Genomic DNA, 21,961 nt, shown 5'->3' with positions numbered 1-21,961 from the left:
ACCGTCGGTGATAACGGCAGTCCCGGCTTGATCTTCGCGTACGGTCCCGTGCTGCGTACACCGGCTGCTGTAATCGGTGTACGGACGACTGACTGGTCCGGAGAGGGACGTACTGGGGGAGGGACCCATGAGCGGCGCCGCACCGGAGTGGGCCAGGACGGTAGAGGCAGCTCTGGCTGCCTCGGGCTGGCGGGTCTACGGGCCCAGCGAACGTGAGCTAGGTGTCGCCCATGAGGCGGTGCGTTCCCCGGTCTCGCCCACTCTGGTCCTCTTCACGCTATATGTGCAGGGTCGGCTCTGCGGGATCGTTGCTGCCGGTCCCGCGCAGGGAGAGGAGCGGGATCTGCTTGATGCTGCGGCCGAACAGGCCGCCAGAATCGCGGGCCGGCACGCCGACCGGGCTTGGCGGGGCAACCACCCCCTGCCGTTCCAGTACGCCACCAACGGCGCCACCTGGAGGTTCCGCAACCTTCTGGACGCCGAACACCTAGACGGCACCCCCGCCTCTGACAGCCCTCAGGGCGGTGCTCGCAGCCGTCGCGTCTTTGCCCCGCATCAGCCCGCCACGGTGGAACGCTGGATGCGTGAGGCTGAGCGGATGCCGGCCGCGCCGACTTTCCGCGCTCGCCTGCGGAAACTCCCGACCATGCGCCTCGACTACAAGCGGCTGAGGTCCGCGCAGTACAAGTCCATCAAGGCGTTGGAGAAGTCGCTCGCCGGCGGCAACCAGCGGGCACTGATCCAGATGGCGACTGGTGCGGGTAAGACCTACACCGTCGTGCAGAGCAGCTACCGCTTGCTGCGCCACGCGGGCGCCCGTCGAGTGCTGTTCCTAGTAGACCGCAACAACCTGGGAAAACAGGCGTACAACGAATACCGGGACTTCGTTCCGCTGGGGGCCAGGACGCCCCTGCACGAGCAGATGCCGCTGCGCTTGTTCAGCAAGGGTGCGGTCGCGGACTCAGACAAGATCGTGATCTCGACGATCCAGCGACTGTGGTGCAAGCTCTCGGGGATCCCAGTGCCGGCCGACGATGACGAGAGCTTCGAGACGGAGCGAGCCGACCGCCTGGCGGGCAGCGTGGCATCTGTGGGCTACTGTCCCGACCTTCCGCCCGACTTCTTCGATGTGATCGTTGTTGACGAGTGCCACCGGTCTATTTATGGGCGGTGGCGCCCGGTCCTGGAGTACTTCGACGCCCACGTGATCGGTCTCACCGCGACGCCGATCCACCAAACCTTCGCCTTCTTCGACAACAACTTGGTCAGCCAGTACACGTACGAACAGGCTGTCGCCGACAGTGTCAATGTCGACTACGACATCTACAAGATCGGAACACGGATCACCGAGCAGGGATCGGTGATACCCGCATTGAGCACGGAGGTCCTTCCCGACGGCACCGTCCAGCAGGTCAACTCCGTCATCGCCAAGGTCCACAAGCTGACCCGTGCCGAGCACTGGCAGAGTGTGGAGGCGGACGACCCCTACGCCCGCACCGAGGTTAACCAGCGGGTACGTTCCACGGACCAGATCCGCTTGATCGTGGAGACTTTCCGCGACAACCTCTTCACCGAGATCTTCCCGCCGACCGTCGACCAGGAAACCGGCGAGGTTCAGAGCCGGGAGATTGTCCCCAAGACTCTCTTCTTCGCCCAGAACGACCTGCACGCTGACGCGATCGTGGAGGCCGTACGCACCGCGTTCGGCGGAGCCGGGGATGGTTTCTGCCGGAAGATCACCAGCCAGGCATCCCGCCCTGATAAGGCGCTGTCCGATTTTCGGAACAAGCGCGACCTGCGCATCGCCGTGACCGTCGACATGATCGCCACAGGTACGGACATTCCAGCCTTGGAGTGTCTGGTCTTCATGCGGGACATCCAGACCTGGTCGTACTTCGAGCAGATGAAGGGGCGTGGGGCCCGCACCGTCAAGGACCTCGATCTGGTGAAGGTCACAGCGGACGCTGTCCACAAGGACCGGTTTGTGATCGTCGACGCGGTGGGCGTCACCGAGCACCCTAAGACTGACGCCCGTCCGCTGGTACGGGACGACGCCAAGCCTGTTCCGAGCCTGGAGCGGCTCCTGCGAGCCTGTGAGAGGGGAGAGCTGCTCCACCCAGACGACATCGCCACCCTCGCCGGCCGCCTCAGCCGCCTCGGACGCCGCCTCGATGAGCGGGGCCGGGCAGCTATTGAGGAGTACCTGGGGGTCGACCAGACATACGAGGGAATGGTCCGCTCACTGGTCCGGGCTGCCGACGCCGAACGGCCAGCCCTTGTCCGGGCCGAGAGCTCGGCCCCGGAAGAGGACGGGGAGATCGCCGATGCGGTGGGCTTGCTGGTCGCGAGCGAGGAACTGCGCGCCGCGCTCCTCAGAGCCGCTAGGGACAGCTGGTTGCTCGTCGACCATCTCAGCCAGGACCAGCTTCTTGAAGCGCGCGGGCTGCGCAACGAGGAGGAGGCTCGCAGGGTTGTCGACGACTGGCGGGCGTACATGGCCGAGCATGAGGACGACATGCTGGCCCTCAGGATCGCCTTCCAGGAGCGACGACCGCCGCGCGAGGTGCTCCGTGAGCTGAAGGCGCTGATCGGCAAGGTCCGGGCGACTCGGCGGGAATGGACCGAGGCCAGGCTCTGGAAAGCGTACGTGGATCTGAAGATCGCCCGAGGTGCCGCGCGGCGGAACGCGGGATTGGTCGAGTTCCTGTCCGTTATTCGGTACGAGCTCGGGCTCGACGGGAATGAGTTTCGGCCGTATCGCAGTACCGTTGAGGGTCGCCTCGAAGAGTGGCTCGCCCGCCAGGAGACGGCCGGCGTGGCTTTCGACAACCGGCAGCGGGCATGGCTACGGCAGGTTGTGAACGTGGTGGCGGCCAATGCCACGCTGACGGTGGCCTCGCTGGACGAGGGTCGACGAGCGGCGGCCGGCGGCTACGGAGACTTCGTGGACGCCTTCAAGGACGGCCGGTGGAAGCCGGGTGAGCTAGTGATCGAGTTGGACAGGGAACTGGGTGCGTGAGCGGGATCAAGGTTGGGGCTGGCGGCGAGGCTGGTGGAGACGCGCTGCCGGAGGGGTGGGCGTGGGCGACGGTCGGGGATGTTCTGATCGCTCCTATTGCCAACGGCCGCTCCGTAAGGACGGAAGACGGCGGCTTTCCCGTCCTGCGGCTGACCGCTCTGCGTTCGGACAAGGTTGATCTTGCCGAGCGGAAGGAAGGCGAGTGGACGGCTGACGAAGCGGCTCCTTTTCTCGTGCGAGCCAACGACTTCCTGATCTGTCGTGGCAGCGGATCACTGGATCTTGTAGGCCGAGGGGCTTTGGTTCCCGAGGCCCCCGACCCGGTCGCGTTCCCCGACACCATGATCCGGGTCCGAGTCCCTGTTGAGCACATGAGTCCCCGGTTTTTCACCCGCCTGTGGGCCTCGCCTCTGGTCCGGGAACAGATCGAAGCTGCGGCACGTACAACCGCGGGAATCTACAAGGTCAGCCAGCCTGCTGTGCGCGAGCTTAGGATCCCGGTCCCGCCCACCGCCGAACAGCACCGCATTGCCGCCGCGCTCGACACCCGCATGGCGCGGCTCGATGCCGTTGACCGGGCAGTGACCTCCGCCCGTCGCGACCTCGCTGCCCTCCGTAAGGCTGTCCTGCTGGACGCCGTGCCAGAGCCGGAACAGTGGCCTGCGCACTGGACGGCCACAACGACTGGTAAGGCTGGAACGGTCGAGTTGGGCCGGGCTCGACACCCCGACTGGCACACTGGCCCGAAGGTGCGCCCGTACCTGCGCGTTGCGAACGTCTTCGAGGATCGAATCGACAGCAGCGACGTCAAGGTCATGGACTTCTCAGGGGTCTTCGGCAAATACCGCCTGGAGCCGGGTGACATTCTGTTGAATGAAGGCCAGAGCCCCCACCTCGTCGGCCGCCCCGCCATGTATCGAGGCATCCCCGAAGGGGTCGCCTTCACCAACAGCTTGTTGCGCTTCCGGGCAAGTGGCGACGTGTTGCCCGGCTGGGCGCTTCTGGTCTTCCGTCGTCATCTCCACGCTGGTCGCTTCATGCGAGAAGTGCGGATCACGACGAACCTCGCACACCTCAGTGGCGCGCGCCTGAAGACCGTCGAGTTCCCAGTACCGCCGTTGGATGAGCAGCGACATTTGGTCCGTACCACCAAGCAGCGACTTGCTGCCTTCGGCCGCATCGAGCGCGGTCTGGACCGTGTCGCACGGCACAACAGCGCCGTGCGCCGCGCCCTTCTCTCCGAAGCATTCTCCGGCCGCCTCGTCCCACAGGACCCCGCAGACGAGTCCGCCGAGGAGCTGCTCAAGCAAATTCGCATGGAGCGCGAGGCAGCAGAGACCGAGCGGAAGGCGGCCCGCACGGCGGCACGCACCGGTCGAAAGGCGAAGTCGGACACTATCCCCCCGCCCCCCGCCAGCGCAGACGACACCACCCTCGCAGATGGTGAACAGACCGCCCTCCCCTTGGAGTTCAACCCGTGAATCAGGAAGCCCGCCGGCTTGTGGACCGCCTGTGGAACTACTGCAACGTCCTGCGGGACGATGGCGTTTCCGCCTCCAACTACTTGGAGCAGCTCAGCCTGCTGGTCTTCCTGAAGATGGCCGACGAGACGGAGCAGCTCAACGCCCACCGGCCTTCAGCCGATCACGAGCACATGCTGCCCACTGCTCCCGAGTGGCAGGGCCGCGGCTGGCCCGAGCTCATCGACCTCGAAGGCGATCCGCTGGAGGAGGCGTACAGCAAGCTCCTTATTGATCTCGGCCGACGCACTGACCAGAACGACCACACCACCCTCAGCCTGATCTTCAACCGGGCCCGCAACCACATCGAGAACCCGACCCATCTGCGCCGACTGATTGTCGATCTCATTGATAAGGAGAAATGGCGCAACTCCCGTTCAGACATCAATGGTGCCGCGTACGAGGCCCTGATCGCCCGCAGTGCGTCGGATACCAAGGCCGGAGCGGGCCAGTACTTCACCCCGCGCGCCCTGATCGAGTCCATTGTTCGGTGCATGCGCCCGACGCCGTACGACACGATCACTGACCCGGCCTGCGGCACTGGCGGCTTCCTGATCGCGGCGTATGAATACATCACCCGGGAATATGGGGACGACCTGCCGGACGAAGACCTCCACCGCCTCCGAACGGAATCGATCTGGGGCCACGAGATCGTGCCAGCGACTGCACGCCTCGCCGCAATGAACTGTCTCCTGCACTCGCTCGGTGACCCGACCGGCGAGCCGATCATCGACGTCGGCGACGCGTTGGCCAAGCCCCCCGAGCGGCATGCCAGCCTGGTTCTTGCGAACCCGCCCTTCGGTCGGAAGTCGGGCATCAACGTGTCCGGCAAGGAGGCCGAGGCAGAGGCGGACGACCGCGACAACGTCACGTACAACCGCCCGGACTTCTGGGTGGGCGAACAGACCACGACCAATAAGCAGCTGAACTTCCTCCAGCACATCGGAACCCAGCTCACCGACAAGGGCCGGGCAGCCGTGATCGTTCCTGATGGCGTCCTGTACGAGGGCGGCGCCGGCAGCGTAGGCGATCTGGTCCGCCGCGAACTGCTCACCGGCTACAACCTGCATACCATGCTGCGCCTGCCGGAGAACATCTTCTATGCCGGCGGCGTGAAGGCGCATGTCCTCTTCTTCGAGGCAGTCCCTGGACACCGTGCGGACGATGACCCACCGCACACCACCTACGTGTGGACGTACGACCTTCGCACCGACAGCCGCTTCACGCTCAAGAAGAATCCGATGAAGCCCGAGCATTTGGCCGATTTCGAGAAGCAGGCTTTCGACCCGTCCGACCCGGACCGCAAGCACCGAAAGGAGTCCGACCGATTCCGCCGCCACGCAGCTGCCGAGCTCCTTGCCCAGAAGCAGGTGAACCTGGACATCGCCCGTCTCAGCCCTGAAGCCTCGGCGGCCAAGGAGCCCACGGCGTCCATCGACGCACTGACCCGGTACGTGGCAGGAGACCTCCGCTCAGCCCTGTCCGAGATTGAGGCCTTCGCTCGGGAACTGGGCGTCGACCTCACCGCGGTCTCGGAGTGACTGGACGCACGTGGCCCATTCCTCCGTTCGGGGACCCCGGTACGCCGTAGGGTGCGGAGACCACCTGGTCGCCGCAGTAACGGGACGATGTCGATAGCTCGAGTATTCGCGAGCAGCCTTGCTGTGGCGAATGGCGAGCAGGACCCCTGGCCGGCTCCGGCCGAGGGCGGCGACGAAGAGGCCGCAGTGGAGCTGCGCAGGCACCTCGACTCCCTAGAGACGCCGCAGACCAGTCCGCAGAGCGTCCGCAGAGCACCCATAAACGACCGTCGGGATCCAACGCAGGCCAACGGAAAAATGCCTGGTCAGAGCTCTGTGCGGGGCTCCGTCGCAGGTCAGGATTGGTTGGCAGACATTCCGCTTCAACGTCTAGCGGATGACACCGCCAGGTCGATGATCTGACAAATGCGCAGGTCGGAAGGAGCCTCGTCTTTCGAGGTCACGTTCCTTCCGACCTGTGCTGTCTCGGGACGGGAAGAGAACCGCTGCCGAGATGTGCGGCGAAGAGGGCTGTTCCGGTCGTGGCGGTCTCGCGCAGTGGAGTCGACTGCCCGGGGCTCGACGCTGCCTACGGCCCCGGCGACTCGCCGGCCGCTTGGCCACTGTGAGTGGCGGACGGCAGGCGTGGCACCGGTCGCGCGACCGCGGCGACAGCAGATGGACTTCCGGCCGCTCGGACCCGTGGCTCTCGTGACGGGAAACGGGGACATCGCCGCAAGGCCCGCCAAGCTCCATCCGGCTGCCCCCGGGCCCTCCTGAACGGCTGGGACCGTCCGCCCGAGCACCCCGGGGACCGCCCCCGGCGGTGTCGCACGCCCGTGGAAGGATGTGCGCACGTCGGGGCGGAGGCACATGAGGGGCGTCATGGCAGCACGCGGTGAAGGTCGGGGGACGCCGGTGGTCCGTGCCGGACGGGACGCCAGGGAACTGCTCTCCGAGGCCGGCCGGCTGCTCGACGCGGCGCGGGCGGTCCGCTCGGACCACCGCCGCGCCCTGGCCGATGTCTCCGGGGCGCTCGACCCCATCCGTACCGAGCTGGTGGACAAGGAACTCGGGTCCATCCCCGTGAGCCGCCTCAAGGACGTCACCGAGGGACGGCTGAGGCTCGGGGCCCTCGAAGCGGCCGGATACGGCACGGTCCGTCAGGTGCACGCGGCGGGACGGTACGAGCTGCGGCAGGTCTCCGGCGTCGGCGCGCAGACCGCCGACCAGGCCATCGCCGCCGCCGGTCAGATCGCGGAGGCCGTGGCGGAGACCGTCGCCGTCCGGATCGACGTGGACCGGCCGGAACCGCGCACCACCGCACTCGTCGTCGCCCTGCACCGGCTGATCGAGGCAGGGCCGGAACTGCGGCGTGCCCTGGACGCCGCGGAGCGGCTGGAGAAGCAACTCACCGAGCCGCTGGCGGCGGCTCGGCCCGCCGGCGGGCGGCTGCGCATGATGCTCACCGGCCGGGACGGGCGGGAGCGGGCCCTGACGGCGCTCGCGCGGATCCGCGAGGTGACCGCGGAAGCGGCGGACGCCGAACTGCCGTTGCTGCTCGGGCAGGCGTCCGTCGACCTGCTGCGTTCCCCCGCCTCGGAAGCCGCCGCCTGGGTCGACTTCGAGCTCCGGTCGGCGGAGTACTACAGCCTGCTCGCCGAGGTCTCCGGACGGGGTCCCGACCCGGAGACCGCGGAGGGCTTCCTGCCCGCGGAACTCGCGGAACGGGTCCGCGGGCAGCAGCTCGACGACACCCACCGCCGGGTGTCGCTCCGCGGCTACCAGGCCTTCGGCGCCCGCTTCGCGCTCGCCCAGCGGCGGGTGATCCTGGGCGACGAGATGGGACTCGGCAAGACCGTCCAGGCCGTCGCCGCGCTCGCCCACCTCGCCGCCGAAGGGCACACGCACTTCGTGGTGGTGTGCCCGGCGAGCGTCCTCATCAACTGGACGCGTGAGATCAGGTCGCGCAGCACGCTGCGGCCCGTGCCGGTGCACGGGCCGGACCGTGCGGACGCGTACGCCGACTGGCAGGACCGGGGCGGCATCGCCGTCACGACCTTCGACGCCCTGCACGGCCTGGCCGTACCCGACGGCACGACGCCCGGCATGCTCGTCGTCGACGAGGCCCACTACGTGAAGAACCCGGACGCCCGCAGGTCGAAGGCCGTAGCCCGCTGGGCGGGGCGGTGCGAGCGGGTCCTGTTCCTCACCGGCACGCCGATGGAGAACCGGGTCGAGGAGTTCCGCAACCTCGTCCGCCATCTCCAGCCGGCGCTGCTGCCGCAGATCCAGGGCAGCGACGCGGTCGCCGGCTCCCAGGCCTTCCGTCGCGCGGTCGCCCCGGCCTACCTGCGCCGCAACCAGCAGGACGTGCTCACCGAACTGCCCTCGCTGCTCCAGGTGGAGGAGTGGGAGGAGTTCAGCGCGGCGGACGCGGAGGCGTACCGGGAGGCCGTGGCGAGCGGCAACTTCATGGCGATGCGCAGGGCCGCGTACGCGCGTCCCGAGAAGTCGGCCAAGCTGGAGCGGCTGCGCGAGCTGGTGGACGACGCGGCGGCCAACGGGCTCAAAGTGGTGGTCTTCTCGTACTTCCGCGATGTGCTGGCCGCGGTCGGGGAGGCCCTGGACGAGGGCGTGTTCGGCCCCGTCTCGGGGAGCGTGCCCGCAGCCCGCCGCCAGCAGCTCGTGGACGAGTTCACGGCCGCACCCGGCCACGCGGTGCTGCTCGCACAGATCGAGGCCGGTGGCGTGGGGCTCAACCTCCAGGCGGCCTCGGTGGTCATCATCTGCGAACCGCAGGTCAAACCGACGATGGAGCATCAGGCGGTAGCCCGTGCCCACCGGATGGGCCAGGTCCGCGCCGTACAGGTCCACCGGCTGCTCGCCACGAACAGCGTCGACCAGCGGATGCTCGACATCCTGGAGAGCAAGTCCCGCCTTTTCGACGCCTATGCCCGCCGCAGCGACGTCGCGGAGGCCACGCCCGACGCGGTCGACATCTCGGTCGGCTCGCTGGCACGCCGGATCGTGGAGGACGAACAGCGCCGCCTCGCGGGCCTGCCGCCGACTGAGGCCGAGAAGGCGGGTGACGCCGAGGCCGTGGGTGACGCCGAGCGGGCAGGGAAGGCCGAGCCTGCGGGTGACGCCGAGCAGGCGGGGGACGCCGAGCAGGCAGGGGAGGCTGAGCGGGCGGGCGACGCCGAGCAGGCAGGGGAGGCCGAGCGGACGACTGCGGCAGATTCACCGTCCGACGCCGAGCCGGCGGGCGTTCCGCTGGCGAAGCCCTCGGACTGACCGGCGCACGGCGACAGCACGGCAACGGCCCCGGCCCCGCCGCACCACTCCCCCCGGAACGCCCGGCCCCCTACGGCACGTTCAGCGCGTCGAAACAGACCGTCCCCGTCGCCGCCGACAGCAGGAAACGGCCCGAGTACGTGCCACCGGTCATCTCGTCGTCGAAGGCGTCGCTGTGCTGCCACTGCGCGTCCTCCGGCGCGAACGCGGCCAGCCGCTCCGGCAGTTCACCGAGCGGCACCGGCCCGAACCCGCGCTCCGTGACCGACGTCAGCTCGGCCGCCTTGCCGTCCGCGAGCCGGGCGAAGCCGACGAGCCGGATGTCGGACGGGCCGGGCACCGACCTGCCTTCGTTGTTCTTCACCCGGTCGTAGCCGAGCCAGTGCGCGTCGCTCAACGGCCCGAGGAGCACGAAGGTCTTCTCCAGCGGCTCCGTCTCCGTACGCAGCGGTCCCTCGTCCACTCCGTCCCGCGGGTCCGGTCCTGAGCAGGCGGAGGCGGCCGCCCCCACCGCCAGGACCAGCACGGCCCGCCGTGAGATGTCGCGCACTTCCTGCCCCCTTCGCCGACCGGCCGATCGTAGCGCCGGACGCGGGGCCGGCCGCTCGACGACCAGCGGCCGGCCCGGAGGCCGGTGGGTCAGACCGGTTGGCCGACGGGGCGGATGATCACGGTGTTGATGTCGACGCCCTCCGGCTGCCCGATCGCCCACACGATGGAGTCCGCGATCTGGCCGGCCGTCAGCAGATGCCCTTCGGGGAGGGCGCCGAGACCGTCCCAGAACGGGGTCTCGACACGGCCGGGCGCGACGAGGGTGACGCCCACACCGTCGGCCGTCACCATCCGGCGGGTGTTCTCCGCGAGGCCGGTGACGGCCCACTTCGTGGCGCCGTAGATGTTGCCCGGGGTGTTCTGGAAGCCGGCCACGCTGCCGATCAAAACGATCCGGCCGCGTGTCTCCTTCAGCGCGGGCAGCGAGGCCCGGATCAGAAGCGCCGGTCCGAGGACGTTGGTGAGCACCATTTCCCGCCATCCCTCCGGATCACCGTCCGCGAGGGTGTCGTGCGTGGCGAAGCCCGCGTTCGCCACGACGGCGTCGAGCCGGCCGAACGTCTCGACGGTCGCGTCGACGGCGGCCTGGACCGACTCGTGGTCGGACGCGTCGCCCGGCAGCAGGAGCAGTCCCCCGGGCGAGCCCAGTTCGTCGGCGAACCGCCGCAGCCGCTCAGGGTTCCGCCCGGTGACGGCCACGCGGTGCCCCCGGTCGAGGAGCAGGCGGGCCGCCGCGGCGCCGATCCCGCTGCCGCCGCCGGTGATGCGTGACGTGGGTGGCCGGTGCGCCGCCCTGCGTGGTGTTCTCGTCCATGTGGTCCCCCGGTCCGGTCGTGTGTCGCTCCAGCGCCTGGATTGCACCACTTGGAGCGCGCTCGATGTCAACCGGTCGCGGAACGCCTATGTTTCGGCCGCCCCCGTCTTCAGCCCCGCCCCGCACAGCGGCACCACGGCCGTGCGGTCGGTCCAGCCGCCGGCCGCCGCCCAGCACGCGACGCCCGTCGACTCGACGAACAGGCCCCGCCCCGCGAGGTCGCGTCGGGCCTGCCGGATCTCGTCCTCCGTGACCGTCAGGAACGTTCCGCCCCACTCCCGTACCGCCCGCAGGATCTGCCGTGCCCGCGGCGGGTTCGGGATGGCGATGCCCTCGGCGAGCGTCGGGCGGGCGGGGGAGCGGCCGAGCAGGTCGTCGGCGCCAGCGTGGAACGCCGCGGCCAGAGGCGAGACGGCCTCGGCCTGGACGGCGATCAGGGCGGGACGGGATTCGATCAGGCCGTGCTCGTGGAGCTCGGTCAGTGCCTGGGCCGCGCCGAGCAGCAGCGTGCCGTTGCCGACCGGGACGACGATCGCCTCCGGCAGCCGGCCGCCGAGGTCCTCCCAGAGCTCGTACACGTAGGTCTTGGTGCCGTGCAGAAAGAAGGGGTTGTACACGTGGCTCGCGTAGAAGACCCCTTCGCCGCCGGCCGCGGCGCGAGCCGCCTCCGCGGTGGCCTCCCGGTCGCCGGGGACGAGTTCCAGCCGCGCGCCGTGGGCCCGGATCTGCTCGACCTTCTTCGCGGAGGTCGCCTCGGGGACGAAGACCGTGCAGTCCAGTCCGGCCCGCGCGCAGTACGCGGCCACCGCCGTCCCCGCGTTGCCGCTGCTGTCGGCGATCACGCGGCGCGGCGGTCCCGGCAGGCGCCGGGCGAGTTCGGCCAGCATCACGGCGCCGCGGTCCTTGAAGGACAGTGTCGGCGTGAGGAAGTCGAGCTTCACGCTGACGGTCCCGGTGAGCGGGACGAGCGGGGTGCGGCCCTCCCCGAGGGAGGTGACGGGATCGGTGAGCGGCAGCGCCTCCGCGTAACGCCACAGTGAATTCACCCGCCCCGGCAGCTCGGTGAGGGGGACCGGCGCGGCCCGGAAGTCGAGGTCCCAGGGTCCGTGGCAGTCCGGACAGCACCAGGTGGCAGAATCGACCGGCGAACTGGTTCCGCAGTCGGGGCAGCGGTACGTCGTCATGGTTCGCCAGCATGGCAGTTGTGTGGCGCGCTTGTTACCTGGCGGTCGGGCCTCTTGTGGGATTCCTATGGATCGGTCAATCTTTCGCTCGGCAGGCGTACGCACATGACGCGGATTTGGGGCCGCGTCGTTGGCATGCTCCTGTCGCAATCCCCCACAGCAACGCACCACCAATGAGGAGGACCCCTCACATGTCTGTGATGCGTGACTCGCGGCGAAGACTCGCCGCGGCCAGCGCCATATCCGTCGCCGCGCTCGCACTCGGCACGGTCTACGCCCTTCCGGCCTCCGCCGCCCTGCCGGCGCCCACGGGCGTCATCGAGAACGCGGGCGCGCCCGGAGCCATCGAAGGCAGCTACATCGTCACCCTCGAGGAGTCCGCGGGCGACGCCGGTTCCAGGGCGGGCAAGCGCCTCGCCGCGAAGTACGGCGCGAAGATCGAGAAGACGTACAACGCCGCTCTGAACGGTTACGCCGTCAAGGTCTCCGAGGCGCAGGCGAAGAAGTTCGCCGCGGACCCGGCCGTCGAGTCCGTCGTGCAGAACCGTGTCTTCAAGATCTCTGGCACCCAGCCGAGCCCGCCGTCCTGGGGTCTCGACCGGATCGACCAGAAGGCGCTGCCGCTGAACCAGAACTACACCTACCCCGACACCGCCGGTGAGGGGGTCACCGCGTACATCATCGACACCGGTGTGCGCATCTCCCACAGCGACTTCGGTGGCCGTGCCTTCAACGGCTACGACGCCATCGACAACGACAACACGGCGCAGGACGGCAACGGCCACGGCACCCACGTCGCCGGTACCGTCGCGGGATCCTCCTACGGTGTGGCCAAGAAGGCCAAGATCGTCGGCGTCCGCGTGCTCAACAACTCCGGCTCCGGCACCACCGCTCAGGTCGTCGCCGGTATCGACTGGGTGACGCAGAACGCCGTCAAGCCGGCTGTCGCCAACATGAGCCTCGGCGGCGGCATCGACACGGCCCTCGACACCGCCGTGCGCAACTCCATCGCCTCCGGCGTCACTTACGCGGTGGCGGCGGGCAACGACGGTTCCAACGCCTCCAACTACTCGCCCGCGCGCGTCGCGGAGGCCATCACCGTCGGCTCCACCACCAGCTCCGACGCCCGCTCCAGCTTCTCCAACTACGGCAGCGTGCTGGACATCTTCGCCCCCGGCTCGTCGATCAAGTCGGCGTGGAACACCGGTGACACGGCGACGAACACCATCTCCGGCACCTCGATGGCCACCCCGCACGTCGCCGGCGCGGCGGCGCTGTACCTGGCGCAGAACAAGACCGCGACCCCGGCTCAGGTCTCCACGGCCCTGACCACCGCCGCCACCAGCGGTGTCGTGACCAGCCCGGGCACCGGCTCGCCGAACCGTCTCCTGTACGTCGGCGACGGAGGCACCACCGAGCCGCCCACCGGCGACCGGTTCGAGAACCTCACGGACTACACGATCAGCGACCGCTCCACCGTCGAGTCGCCGATCACCGTCAGCGGAGTCGCCGGCAACGCGCCGACCAGCCTCCGCGTGCCGGTCGACATCAAGCACACGTACATCGGTGACCTGCGGATCGACCTGGTCGCTCCCGACGGTTCCGTGTACAACCTCAAGGCGTACGGGTCCGGCGGCAGCCTGGACAACGTGATCACCACCTACACGGTGAACGCGTCGTCCGAAGCGGCCAACGGCACCTGGAAGCTGCGGGTCAGCGACAACGCGTCGTACGACACCGGGAAGATCGACTCCTGGGCGCTCCAGTTCTGAGTGAGTGAGCCCGTCGAGGCCATGAACCCGTCGAGGCCATGAGCCGATGACAGGCCGAGCGGTGGAGGGGCGGTCGCGTGAGCGACCGCCCCTTCCGCCGTGTCACGGCCGCTCGCGATGCCGTCGGTGCCGTCGGTGCCGCGTCGTATCATTCGCGCGCCTGTTCACATCGGTGTGCGCGAACACCGGACCGACGAGGAGCACCCGCACCGTGGACCCATCCGCACAGAGCGGGCCGCCCTACCCGCAACACCCGTCGTACCGGCCGCCGTCGCCGTACCCGCCGCCCCCGCGGCCGGAGTCCGTGAACGGCCTCGCCATCACCTCGCTGGTCGTCGGCGTCGTCTGCTGTCTGCCGCCGCTCGGACTCGTCCTCGGCGCCGTCGCCCTCGGGCAGATCAGCCGCAAGGGCGGCCGCGGCAAGGGAATGGCGATCGCCGGCATCGTCCTGTCGTCGATCAGCACACTGCTCGTCCTGCTCATGGTGGTGACGGGCGCGGCGGGCGATGCCTGGAACGGGTTCCGCGACGGCGTCGAGGGTGCCTCCCGCTCCAAGAGCACCCAGAACCTGCGCAAGGGCGAGTGCTTCGACGTGCCGGGGGGAGACCTGGAGCGGGAGGTCGTGAACGTCGACATCGTCCCCTGCGACGAGCGGCACGACGCCGAGGTGACCGGGACCTACCGGTTCAAGCGGTCCGACCCGGCGCCCGGCAGCCCGGCGGGGGAGACGTTCGCGGAGGATCGCTGCCTCGATCTCAACGACGCCTACGTCCCGGACTCCTGGGCGTTCCCGGACGACGTGGAGATGTACTACTACCTTCCGACCAGACAGGGCTGGGCGCGCGGCGACCGCGCGGTCACCTGCGCGCTCACCGGGGACGGGCTGACCCGGTCGCTCCGTGTGGGCCCCGGGACCCACGACCCCGACCAGCTCTCCTACATCAACGCCGAGCACGCCGTGGAGAGCGCGGCGTACGAGGAACCGGACGCGGATTTCTCCGACGACCCCGCGCCGTACCGGAGTTGGGCCAAGGAGATGGCGACCGTCCTGGCCGAGCAGGCGACGGCGCTGCGCGGCCGCTCCTGGCCGGAGGGTGCGTCACCTTCGCTGACGGCGAGGGCGAAACAGTTCGAGGCGTCCGGCAAGGCATGGGCCGTGGCCGCGAAGGCGGCGGACGAGGACGCCTTCTGGGCGCACGTGACGGCCGCGGAGTGGGCGCTGACCACCGAGACGCGGATCGCCGCCCGGGACGCCCTGGGACTGAGCACCACCCCGCCGCCGGACGAGGAGTACGCAACCGGCGCGTAGGCCCGCACGGGCGGAGGCCCGCCGCCGCGGAGCCTGCCCCTTACGGTCGGGTCCAGGGAACGCGCAGCGCGGCTCTGCTGTGCGGCCGCGGGCCGGTCCGGTGGCAAGCGCCCCGCGCAGCCTGCCCTGCACGGCCCGGGCACCGGGTCGCGGCCCCGTAGGACGCGTGGTCCGTACGGGGCCGCTTCCGTATCAGCGGCGGACCGGTCGGTGGACCGGTCGGTGGACCGGTCGGTGGACCGGTCGGCGGATCAGCGGCGGCTCAGGCCGCCGTCGACCGCGGCCGTCAGCTCGCCGTCGGCGGTGTCCCCGTCGAGCGACCAGAACATCGCGCCGCCGAGACCGCGGTCGCGGATGTACGACGTCTTGGCGCGCAGCACCGAGGGATCGTCGTACGTCCACAGGGTCGTGCCGTCGAAGAGCCACGCGTGCCCGTTGCGCCGGTCGCGGTGGACTTCGTAGGCACCGGAGTCGGCGAGCTTCTTGAGGGCCTTGTAGTCCTCGTAGCCGGCCGCCCAGGTCGCCGGGGCGGGTGCCGTCGCCGGCTGCCCCATGCCGTCGCCCCCGCCGGTCACTCCGGTCCACCCCTGCCCGTAGAAGGGCATCCCGACCACCAGCTTGCGTGCCGGCGCGCCGCGCCGCAGCCAGTCGCGGACGGTCTGGTCGACGCTGAAGTCCCCGCGGGCGTACAGCGCCGACTGCTGGGCGGTGGTCTTCTCGCCGGAGACGTGGAAGTCGTAGCCCTGGAGGTTGACGAAGTCGAAGTCCCGCATGATCTTGCGGACCTCGAAACCGGCGTCGATCTTGGCCGGCGCGGTCGGCACGAAGGCGGACAGCTCGTAGTGCTTGCGCTGACCGCCCCGGTCCTTCTGCCGGGACTCGGCGTAGTCGTCCAGCTGGGTGCGGAACTCGTGCACCAGCGCCGTGAAGTTCTTCTTGTCCTCGGGCCGGTACACGGTGTCGGCGTCGCCCTCGGAGCCCGGCCACTCCCAGTCGATGTCGATGCCGTCGAACAGTCCGGCCGCCGCGCCCGCGCCCCCGCGCGCTCCGTCGGCCGGAAGGTTGCCCTTGATGTAGAGGTCGATGCACGAGGAGACGAGCGCCTTGCGCGACTCGGGCGTCCGGGCCGCGTCCGAGAAGTGGGTGGACCAGCTCCAGCCGCCCAGCGAGATCATGACTTTCAGGCCGGGGTGCTTGGCCTTGAGCTCGCGCAGCTGGTTGAAGTTGCCGGCGAGCGGCTGCTCCGCGGTGTCGGCGACGCCGTCGACCGAGTCCGCGGCCTCCAGCGGCCTGACGTAGTCCGCCCAGGCGTCGGCCTCGCCGGGGATGTTCCCGGTGAAGCACTTGCCGTCGGCGTTCACGTTGCCGAAGGCGTAGTTGATGTGGGTGAGTCTGGCGGCCTGGCCACTGGTGTCCATGTCCTTGACCTGGAAGTCCCGGCCGTAGACGCCCCATTGGGTGAAGTAGCCGACACGTTTGTACGACTGCTTGTGGTGGCCGTGGCCGCTGCCCCGGTCGCCGTCCTGGGCCGAGGTGGCGACGGCGGCGGGGGCGAGGGTGGCGACGAGCGAGAGCGAGCAGACGGCAACGGCCGCCCGGACAAAGGTTCTTCGACGCATCGGGCTCATTCCTGTGCGCGTGCCGGAAACGGGTTCCGAGAACGGTGTCGTGTGCGCAGGAACGTATTGGTATGGACCATTGCGGTCAAGGGGTGCCGCCATCTGATGGCCCGTACTCGCGGTAAACCTCTGCTCAGCGGCAAATCATCACTTCGGGTGAAACGTTGGCCCACACTTGCGGTCAGCAACCGACCGTTGCGACTCTGTTGCAGTCTGTCAACCTGTTGGGGAGTGGCCAGTGACATTCGGTGAGCAGCCCGCCTACCTGCGCGTTGCGAGCGATCTCCGCGAGAAGATCGTGAACGGCTCGCTGCCGCCGCACACCCGCCTCCCCTCGCAGGCCCGCATCCGCGAGGAGTACGGCGTCTCGGACACGGTCGCCCTCGAGGCGCGCAAGGTGCTGATGGCGGAAGGGCTGGTGGAGGGCCGCTCGGGCTCCGGGACGTATGTGCGTGAGCGGCCCGTGCCGCGCCGGGTCGCCCGGTCCGGCTTCCGACCGCCCTCGGGTGCCAGCCCGTTCCGGCAGGAGCAGGCGGAGGAGGGTGCCCGGGGGACGTGGGAGTCCAGCAGCGAGCAGGAGGCGGCGACCCCGGAGGTGGCCGGGCGGCTCGGGATCGAGCTCGGCGCCCGCGTGATGCGCACGCGCTACGTCTTCCGGGACGCAGGCGAGGCGATGATGCTCTCCACCTCCTGGGAGCCGCTCGAGGTCACCGGCCGCACGCCGGTGATGTTGCCGGAGGAGGGCCCGCTCGGCGGCTGCGGAGTCGTCGAGCGGATGGCCGCCATCGACATCGTGGTGGACAACGTCGTGGAGGAGGTCGGCGCCCGGCCCGGCCTCGCGGAGGAGCTGCTGGCCCTCGGCGGCGTGCCCGGCCATGTGGTGATGGTCGTCGAGCGCACGTATTACGCCTCGGGCCGTGCGGTGGAGACCGCCGACGTGGTCGTGCCCGCGGACCGTTACCGCATCGCGTACCACCTGCCCGTGAGGTGACCTTTCTGCGGCGCTCGTACCGGGCTCCGCAGCGGCCACCGGTACGGGACCAAGGGGCGTATCCAGTCGGATGCGCCCCTTTTCCTGTCTCTTTGTGAAAACCCGTATCCGCTCAGTGAACGTCAGGCGTAGGCTTGGGCATATGCGTACTGCGGTTTCCTGGCGATCGTTACGGACAAGCGGGCCGACCGAGGGAGGGGCGCGATGACCGACAGCGGCGCTGTCCTGCCCTGGCTCGTCATACGGCAGGACGGCAACGGCAACTGCTACCGCGTCGGCCGTTACGCGACAGAGGCAGAGGCGCAGAAGATCGCCGACGCGCTCGACGGACGCGGTCACCAGCGGCTCTACTGGGTCGAGCGGGTCGGCCGGACAGCGCGCTGACGGCGCCTCCGGCGCGCGCGGCCGGACACTCGGGGCCAGTACGCTCCGCCGCATGACTGATCGTGTGGTGGTCGTGGCCGGAGCTGTGTACGAAGAAGGGCGGCTCCTCGCCGCGCGGCGCAGCGCGCCCGCCGAGCTGGCCGGCCGCTGGGAGCTGCCCGGCGGCAAGCTGGAGCCGGGGGAGAGTCCCGAGCAGGCGCTCGTGCGTGAACTGCGCGAAGAACTGGGCATCGAGACCGAACCGGTGGACCGTGTCCCCGGCGAGTGGCCGCTGCGGGCGGGATACGTGCTCCAGGTGTGGACGGCCCGGCTGCTGTCCGGTGAGCCCAGGCCGCTTCAGGACCACGACGCCCTCCGCTGGCTCGGGCCGGACGAGCTCGACGCCGTCGACTGGCTCGACCAGGACCTGCCCGCGGTCGCCGCCTGCGCGCGCCAACGGCGCGAGCGGGCGGAGGGGACCGGGGAGGGCGCACGCCGCTGAGGCGCGCGCCGTCGGGGCAAGCCGTCGGTGGACGAGCTGCCGCGGCAACGCGTGCGGCCATTGCGGTCCGTGGGCGGTAATTCGGGCGACAAACAGGGTATGTGCTGATTAACCCCCTGAAACAGGACATGGTTCCGCTGGTGATCCGGGGAAGTGATCGGCGTGATCGGCACCCGAGGCGAACGCGCCGAGTGGACTTTTCCGGCCGAACCGAACGTGGTGCGCGCGGCCCGGCACGCGGTCCGCGACACCCTCCACCTGTGGGGAATCGACGCCGCCGTCGGTGATCTGACGGTGCTCCTGGTCAGTGAGCTGGTGACCAATTCCCAGCGCTACACCCCCGGCCCGATCAACCTTCGCCTGAGCCGCCCGGAACGTACCGGCGTGGCACCGGTCCTGCTGGTGGAGGTGTCCGATCCCCTTCCGGATCCTCCCGTGGAGAGATCGGCCCGCAGCGAGGACGAGAGCGGACGAGGGCTGCAACTGGTGGCCTGTTCCGCCCGTCGCTGGGGCACGCGCCGGGGCAGGACCGGCAAGACCGTGTGGTTCGAGCTGGCTCTCGCTGGTTAGAAGTCTTCAGGGACGACGATCACGTCGGAGTCGGCTCAAAACGAACGAGACCGCTCTGTGATCGTGAACGCCGTGTCGGTGGGAGCCGTAGTGCTGAATACTGCGGTCATGGCCGGTCCGGTGCGGTGAGCTGGAGGGGACGGTCGCGTGAGCGAAATACCTGAGACGGCGAGCGATGTCGTATGGCAGAGCAGCCCGCCTGGCTCGATCTATGACTACATCAAGGTGGCCTCGTTCTCGATCGGCCACGACGGTCTGGTCGACCAGTGGAGCGACCGGGCCGTGGAGCTGTTCGGCATCGCTGCCGACGAGGCCAGGGGCAAGGACCCGGTCGAGGTCTTCATGCCCGCTGAGCTCCGCCCCCGCGGACGCCGCAGACTGGCCGAGATCCTCGACGGCAAGGAGTGGACCGGACTCGTCCCCTTCCGGATGCCGGGCGGCAGCCAGGCGCACGGCCTCGCCGAGATCTATGTGATGCCCAGTGAGACGTCCCAGGGCGAACAGGGCGCGCTGTGCATCGTCCTCGACGTCCGCGCGCTGCGCCGGATAGAGACCGACCTCGCCGCATCGCAGGCTATTTTCGGCCAATCTCCTTTCGGGTTCCTGCTCTTCGGCACCGACCTCACCGTGCAGCGCGCCAACCAGCGTTTCGCCACCGTCTTCGGCGGCGCCGCGGAGGACCACCGCGGCCGCACCGTGCACGACTACCTCTCCCGCCCGGAGGCGGAGCGGATGAACGCCTCGCTGCGCAGGGTCCTGGAGACCGGTGACCCCGTCACCGACCTCCAGATCGTCGGCACGGCCCCCGGCAGCACCGACCGCAGGCACTGGTCGATCAACCTCTACCGGGTGCACGGCGGATCAGGCCGGCCCGTGGGGGTCGCCGGGGTCGGCACGGATGTCACACGCCGTCACATCGCAGCCCGCGAAGCCGCGAACGCCCGCCGGAACCTCGCCCTCCTCAACGAGGCGAGCGCCCGGATCGGCAACTCCCTCGACCTGGAGACCACCGCCCGCGAACTCCTCGACGTCGCCGTCCCCGGCTTCTGCGACCTCGCCTCCGTCGACCTGTACCAAGGACTGCTCACCGGCGACGAGGCCCCGCCCGGACAGTGGGGCTCCGCACGCTCGGAGGGCTTCGGAGGAGGCAGCGCCGAACTGCGCAGGGTCGCCTTCGCCAGCGCCGTCTCCGACGCCCCGCTGATGACCACTCCGGGCTGCGCGCCAGAAGGGAGCGCCCCCACCGCGGTCGGCGAGGTCCACCGCTACCCGTTCAACTCCCCGTGCGCCGGCGCCCTGCGCACGGCGGCCGTCCGGTCGATCCCCGGCGAGGACGGCAGCCTCGTCCAGTCGACGCTGGCCGTACCGATGGTGGCGCACGACACCGTCGTCGGACTGGTGCAGTTCTCCCGCACCAAGGGCAGCGAACCCTTCGGGGAACGGGACCGGGCCCTCGCCGTCGAGCTCGCGGCCCGCGCCGCCGTCTGCATCGACAACGCCCGGCTGTACCGCAGGGAGCACGAACGCGCCCTCATCCTCCAGCGCAGCCTGCTGCCCCCCGGCGACCCGGAGGCGGCCGGGCTCGACATCGCCTGCCGCTATCTGCCCGGCACCACCGCCACGGAAGTCGGCGGCGACTGGTTCGACGTCATCGAACTCCCCGGCCACCGCACCGCCCTGGTCGTCGGCGACGTGATGGGCCGCGGGCTGCGGGCCGCCGTCGCCATGGGCGAACTGCGCACCGCCGTGAGGACCCTGGCCCTGCTCGACCTCGAACCGGCCGAAGTGCTCTCCGCGCTCGACGAGATCGCGCGCGGCCTCGGCAGCCCCGCCAAGGGCGGCCGCACCTCGGGCGGCGCCCAGGTCCCCTCCCGCGTCGCCCACACGTCCCGCGACGCGGACCTCTCCGAGGTATACCTCGCCACCTGCGTCTACGCCGTCTACGACCCGGTCACCCGGCGCTGCACCTTCGCCAACGCGGGCCATCTGCCGCCCGTTCTGGTCGAACCGGGCGAAGAGGCGCTGCTGCTCGACGTGCCGCCGGGCATGCCGCTCGGCGTGGGCGGCGAACCCTTCGAGGAGGTGGAGGTCGAAGTACCCGAGGGATCCCTCCTCGCCCTCTACACCGACGGCCTGGTCGAGTCCCGCGACCACCCGCTCGAAGAGGGCCTGCGCGCCTTCCGTGCCGCACTCGCGGATCCGGTACGCCCCCTCGAGGACGTCGCCGACCATGTGCTCGGCGCCCTCGACACCCGGCACGGCGAGGACGACATCGCGCTGCTGATGGCCCGCATACAGGGCCTGCCGACCGAAGCCGTGGGCGACTGGCGTCTGCCCCGCGAACCCCGCTCGGTGGGCCGGGCCCGCGAACTGGCCCGCGCCCAGCTGACCGCCTGGGACCTCGAGGCGCTCGTCGACACGGTCGAACTCCTCGTCAGCGAACTGGTCACCAACGCCCTGCGCTACGGGGAGGGCGAGATCCGCCTGCGGCTGCTCAGGGACCGGACCCTGGTCTGCGAGGTGTGGGACGCCGGCCTCGTCCAGCCCCGACGCCGCCGCGCCCGCGACACCGACGAGGGAGGCCGCGGCCTCCAACTGGTCGGCCTCCTGAGCGCGGCGTGGGGCTCACGGCGGACGCCGCGGGGCAAGACGGTGTGGTTCGAGCTGGCACTGCCGGACGGCGAGGGGTCGGCGGAGCCGACGGTGGAGCAGCTGCTGAGCATGTTCTGAGGGCGTGGGGCGGGTACGGGGGCGCGGCGCCTGCGGCTGGCGTTTTCCCCTACCCGCCCCTTCCCGAACCGGGGGCTCCTCCCCCTACGCCTGGCGGCGTGGGGGGACCCCCACCGGACCCCCGCGCCTCAATCGCCGGCGGGGCTGATTTCGCGGAGCGAAATCCAGCCCGCCTGGGGGCACCTCCCACGGCCGCCAG

Annotated in this window: 15 protein-coding genes; 11 read left to right on the top strand and 4 right to left on the bottom strand. The window is 69.9% G+C overall.

Going from position 1 to position 21,961, the window contains the following annotated elements; genetic code table 11:
• Nucleotides 1-127 precede the first annotated feature (127 nt).
• The 4 genes from SPRI_RS13685 to SPRI_RS13670 all read left to right on the top strand — a co-directional run bounded on the left by SPRI_RS13685 (nucleotide 128) and on the right by SPRI_RS13670 (nucleotide 9,356).
• A complete protein-coding gene (locus SPRI_RS13685) occupies nucleotides 128-3,019 on the top strand; it encodes a DEAD/DEAH box helicase family protein (RefSeq protein ID WP_005312507.1) in 2,892 nt (963 codons plus the stop codon).
• Entirely contained in the window at nucleotides 3,016-4,500 is a 1,485-nt protein-coding gene (locus tag SPRI_RS13680) for a restriction endonuclease subunit S (protein ID WP_005312505.1), read from the top strand. Before SPRI_RS13685 ends, SPRI_RS13680 begins: the two co-directional genes overlap by 4 nt.
• Nucleotides 4,497-6,080, top strand: coding sequence for a class I SAM-dependent DNA methyltransferase (locus SPRI_RS13675; protein ID WP_037773835.1), 1,584 nt, complete (start codon nucleotides 4,497-4,499; stop codon nucleotides 6,078-6,080). The genes SPRI_RS13680 and SPRI_RS13675 overlap by 4 nt, the downstream gene beginning before the upstream one ends.
• An 864-nt stretch (nucleotides 6,081-6,944) precedes the next feature.
• Nucleotides 6,945-9,356, top strand: coding sequence for a DEAD/DEAH box helicase (locus tag SPRI_RS13670; RefSeq protein WP_106428419.1), 2,412 nt, complete (start codon nucleotides 6,945-6,947; stop codon nucleotides 9,354-9,356).
• A 70-nt stretch (nucleotides 9,357-9,426) separates the two neighbouring features.
• Here the strand turns inward: SPRI_RS13670 and SPRI_RS13665 are convergent, their stop codons facing one another.
• The 3 genes from SPRI_RS13665 to SPRI_RS13655 form a co-directional block, all read right to left on the bottom strand.
• Nucleotides 9,427-9,906, bottom strand: coding sequence for a hypothetical protein (locus SPRI_RS13665; RefSeq protein WP_050791487.1), 480 nt, complete (start codon nucleotides 9,904-9,906; stop codon nucleotides 9,427-9,429).
• An 89-nt stretch (nucleotides 9,907-9,995) separates the two neighbouring features.
• The gene (locus SPRI_RS13660) at nucleotides 9,996-10,673 is read right to left on the bottom strand and encodes an SDR family oxidoreductase (RefSeq protein WP_037776333.1); all 678 of its coding nucleotides are present in this window, start codon (nucleotides 10,671-10,673) and stop codon (nucleotides 9,996-9,998) included.
• Between the two features lie 135 nt (nucleotides 10,674-10,808).
• Complete coding sequence (locus SPRI_RS13655; RefSeq protein WP_037773834.1) at nucleotides 10,809-11,906, bottom strand: threonine synthase; 1,098 nt, start codon at nucleotides 11,904-11,906, stop codon at nucleotides 10,809-10,811.
• Nucleotides 11,907-12,097: 191 nt separating this feature from the next.
• Between SPRI_RS13655 and SPRI_RS13650 the strand changes: the two genes are divergently transcribed.
• Nucleotides 12,098-13,678 (top strand): S8 family peptidase, encoded by a 1,581-nt coding sequence (locus tag SPRI_RS13650; protein WP_037773833.1) that lies wholly within the window; start codon nucleotides 12,098-12,100, stop codon nucleotides 13,676-13,678.
• Nucleotides 13,679-13,889: 211 nt separating this feature from the next.
• A complete protein-coding gene (locus SPRI_RS13645) occupies nucleotides 13,890-14,987 on the top strand; it encodes a DUF4190 domain-containing protein (RefSeq protein ID WP_158685160.1) in 1,098 nt (365 codons plus the stop codon).
• A 251-nt stretch (nucleotides 14,988-15,238) separates the two neighbouring features.
• Here the strand turns inward: SPRI_RS13645 and SPRI_RS13640 are convergent, their stop codons facing one another.
• Nucleotides 15,239-16,606, bottom strand: coding sequence for a glycoside hydrolase family 18 protein (locus SPRI_RS13640; RefSeq protein ID WP_037773830.1), 1,368 nt, complete (start codon nucleotides 16,604-16,606; stop codon nucleotides 15,239-15,241).
• Between the two features lie 238 nt (nucleotides 16,607-16,844).
• On the opposite strand from SPRI_RS13640, the gene SPRI_RS13635 reads away from it, so the two are divergent.
• The 5 genes from SPRI_RS13635 to SPRI_RS13615 all read left to right on the top strand — a co-directional run bounded on the left by SPRI_RS13635 (nucleotide 16,845) and on the right by SPRI_RS13615 (nucleotide 21,762).
• Nucleotides 16,845-17,597: a GntR family transcriptional regulator gene (locus SPRI_RS13635; protein ID WP_005312485.1), complete on the top strand. Its 753-nt coding sequence runs from the start codon at nucleotides 16,845-16,847 to the stop codon at nucleotides 17,595-17,597.
• 204 nt (nucleotides 17,598-17,801) lie between these two features.
• Nucleotides 17,802-17,981 carry a hypothetical protein gene (locus tag SPRI_RS13630; RefSeq protein ID WP_005312482.1) on the top strand — a complete coding sequence of 60 codons (180 nt, stop codon included), beginning with the start codon at nucleotides 17,802-17,804 and terminating at the stop codon, nucleotides 17,979-17,981.
• A gap of 52 nt (nucleotides 17,982-18,033) precedes the next feature.
• Complete coding sequence (locus SPRI_RS13625) at nucleotides 18,034-18,462, top strand: (deoxy)nucleoside triphosphate pyrophosphohydrolase (RefSeq protein ID WP_005312479.1); 429 nt, start codon at nucleotides 18,034-18,036, stop codon at nucleotides 18,460-18,462.
• A gap of 153 nt (nucleotides 18,463-18,615) precedes the next feature.
• Nucleotides 18,616-19,032 carry an ATP-binding protein gene (locus tag SPRI_RS13620; protein ID WP_005312476.1) on the top strand — a complete coding sequence of 139 codons (417 nt, stop codon included), beginning with the start codon at nucleotides 18,616-18,618 and terminating at the stop codon, nucleotides 19,030-19,032.
• A gap of 147 nt (nucleotides 19,033-19,179) precedes the next feature.
• Nucleotides 19,180-21,762 carry a SpoIIE family protein phosphatase gene (locus tag SPRI_RS13615; protein ID WP_005312473.1) on the top strand — a complete coding sequence of 861 codons (2,583 nt, stop codon included), beginning with the start codon at nucleotides 19,180-19,182 and terminating at the stop codon, nucleotides 21,760-21,762.
• Nucleotides 21,763-21,961 lie beyond the last annotated feature (199 nt).

The sequence above is a fragment of the Streptomyces pristinaespiralis genome (genome assembly GCF_001278075.1).
Lineage (GTDB): Bacteria > Actinomycetota > Actinomycetes > Streptomycetales > Streptomycetaceae > Streptomyces > Streptomyces pristinaespiralis.
This window is presented reverse-complemented; position numbering and strand designations above follow the sequence as displayed.

What these genes read in the sequence shown, in the direction of transcription:
- SPRI_RS13685 (WP_005312507.1), top strand. Translation starts at nt 128, where the DNA reads ATGAGCGGCGCCGCACCGGAGTGGGCCAGGACGGTAGAGGCAGCTCTG.
- SPRI_RS13670 (WP_106428419.1), top strand. Translation starts at nt 6,945, where the DNA reads ATGGCAGCACGCGGTGAAGGTCGGGGGACGCCGGTGGTCCGTGCCGGA.
- SPRI_RS13655 (WP_037773834.1), bottom strand. Translation starts at nt 11,906, where the DNA reads ATGACGACGTACCGCTGCCCCGACTGCGGAACCAGTTCGCCGGTCGAT.
- SPRI_RS13650 (WP_037773833.1), top strand. Translation starts at nt 12,098, where the DNA reads ATGTCTGTGATGCGTGACTCGCGGCGAAGACTCGCCGCGGCCAGCGCC.
- SPRI_RS13640 (WP_037773830.1), bottom strand. Translation starts at nt 16,606, where the DNA reads ATGCGTCGAAGAACCTTTGTCCGGGCGGCCGTTGCCGTCTGCTCGCTC.
- SPRI_RS13630 (WP_005312482.1), top strand. Translation starts at nt 17,802, where the DNA reads ATGACCGACAGCGGCGCTGTCCTGCCCTGGCTCGTCATACGGCAGGAC.
- SPRI_RS13625 (WP_005312479.1), top strand. Translation starts at nt 18,034, where the DNA reads ATGACTGATCGTGTGGTGGTCGTGGCCGGAGCTGTGTACGAAGAAGGG.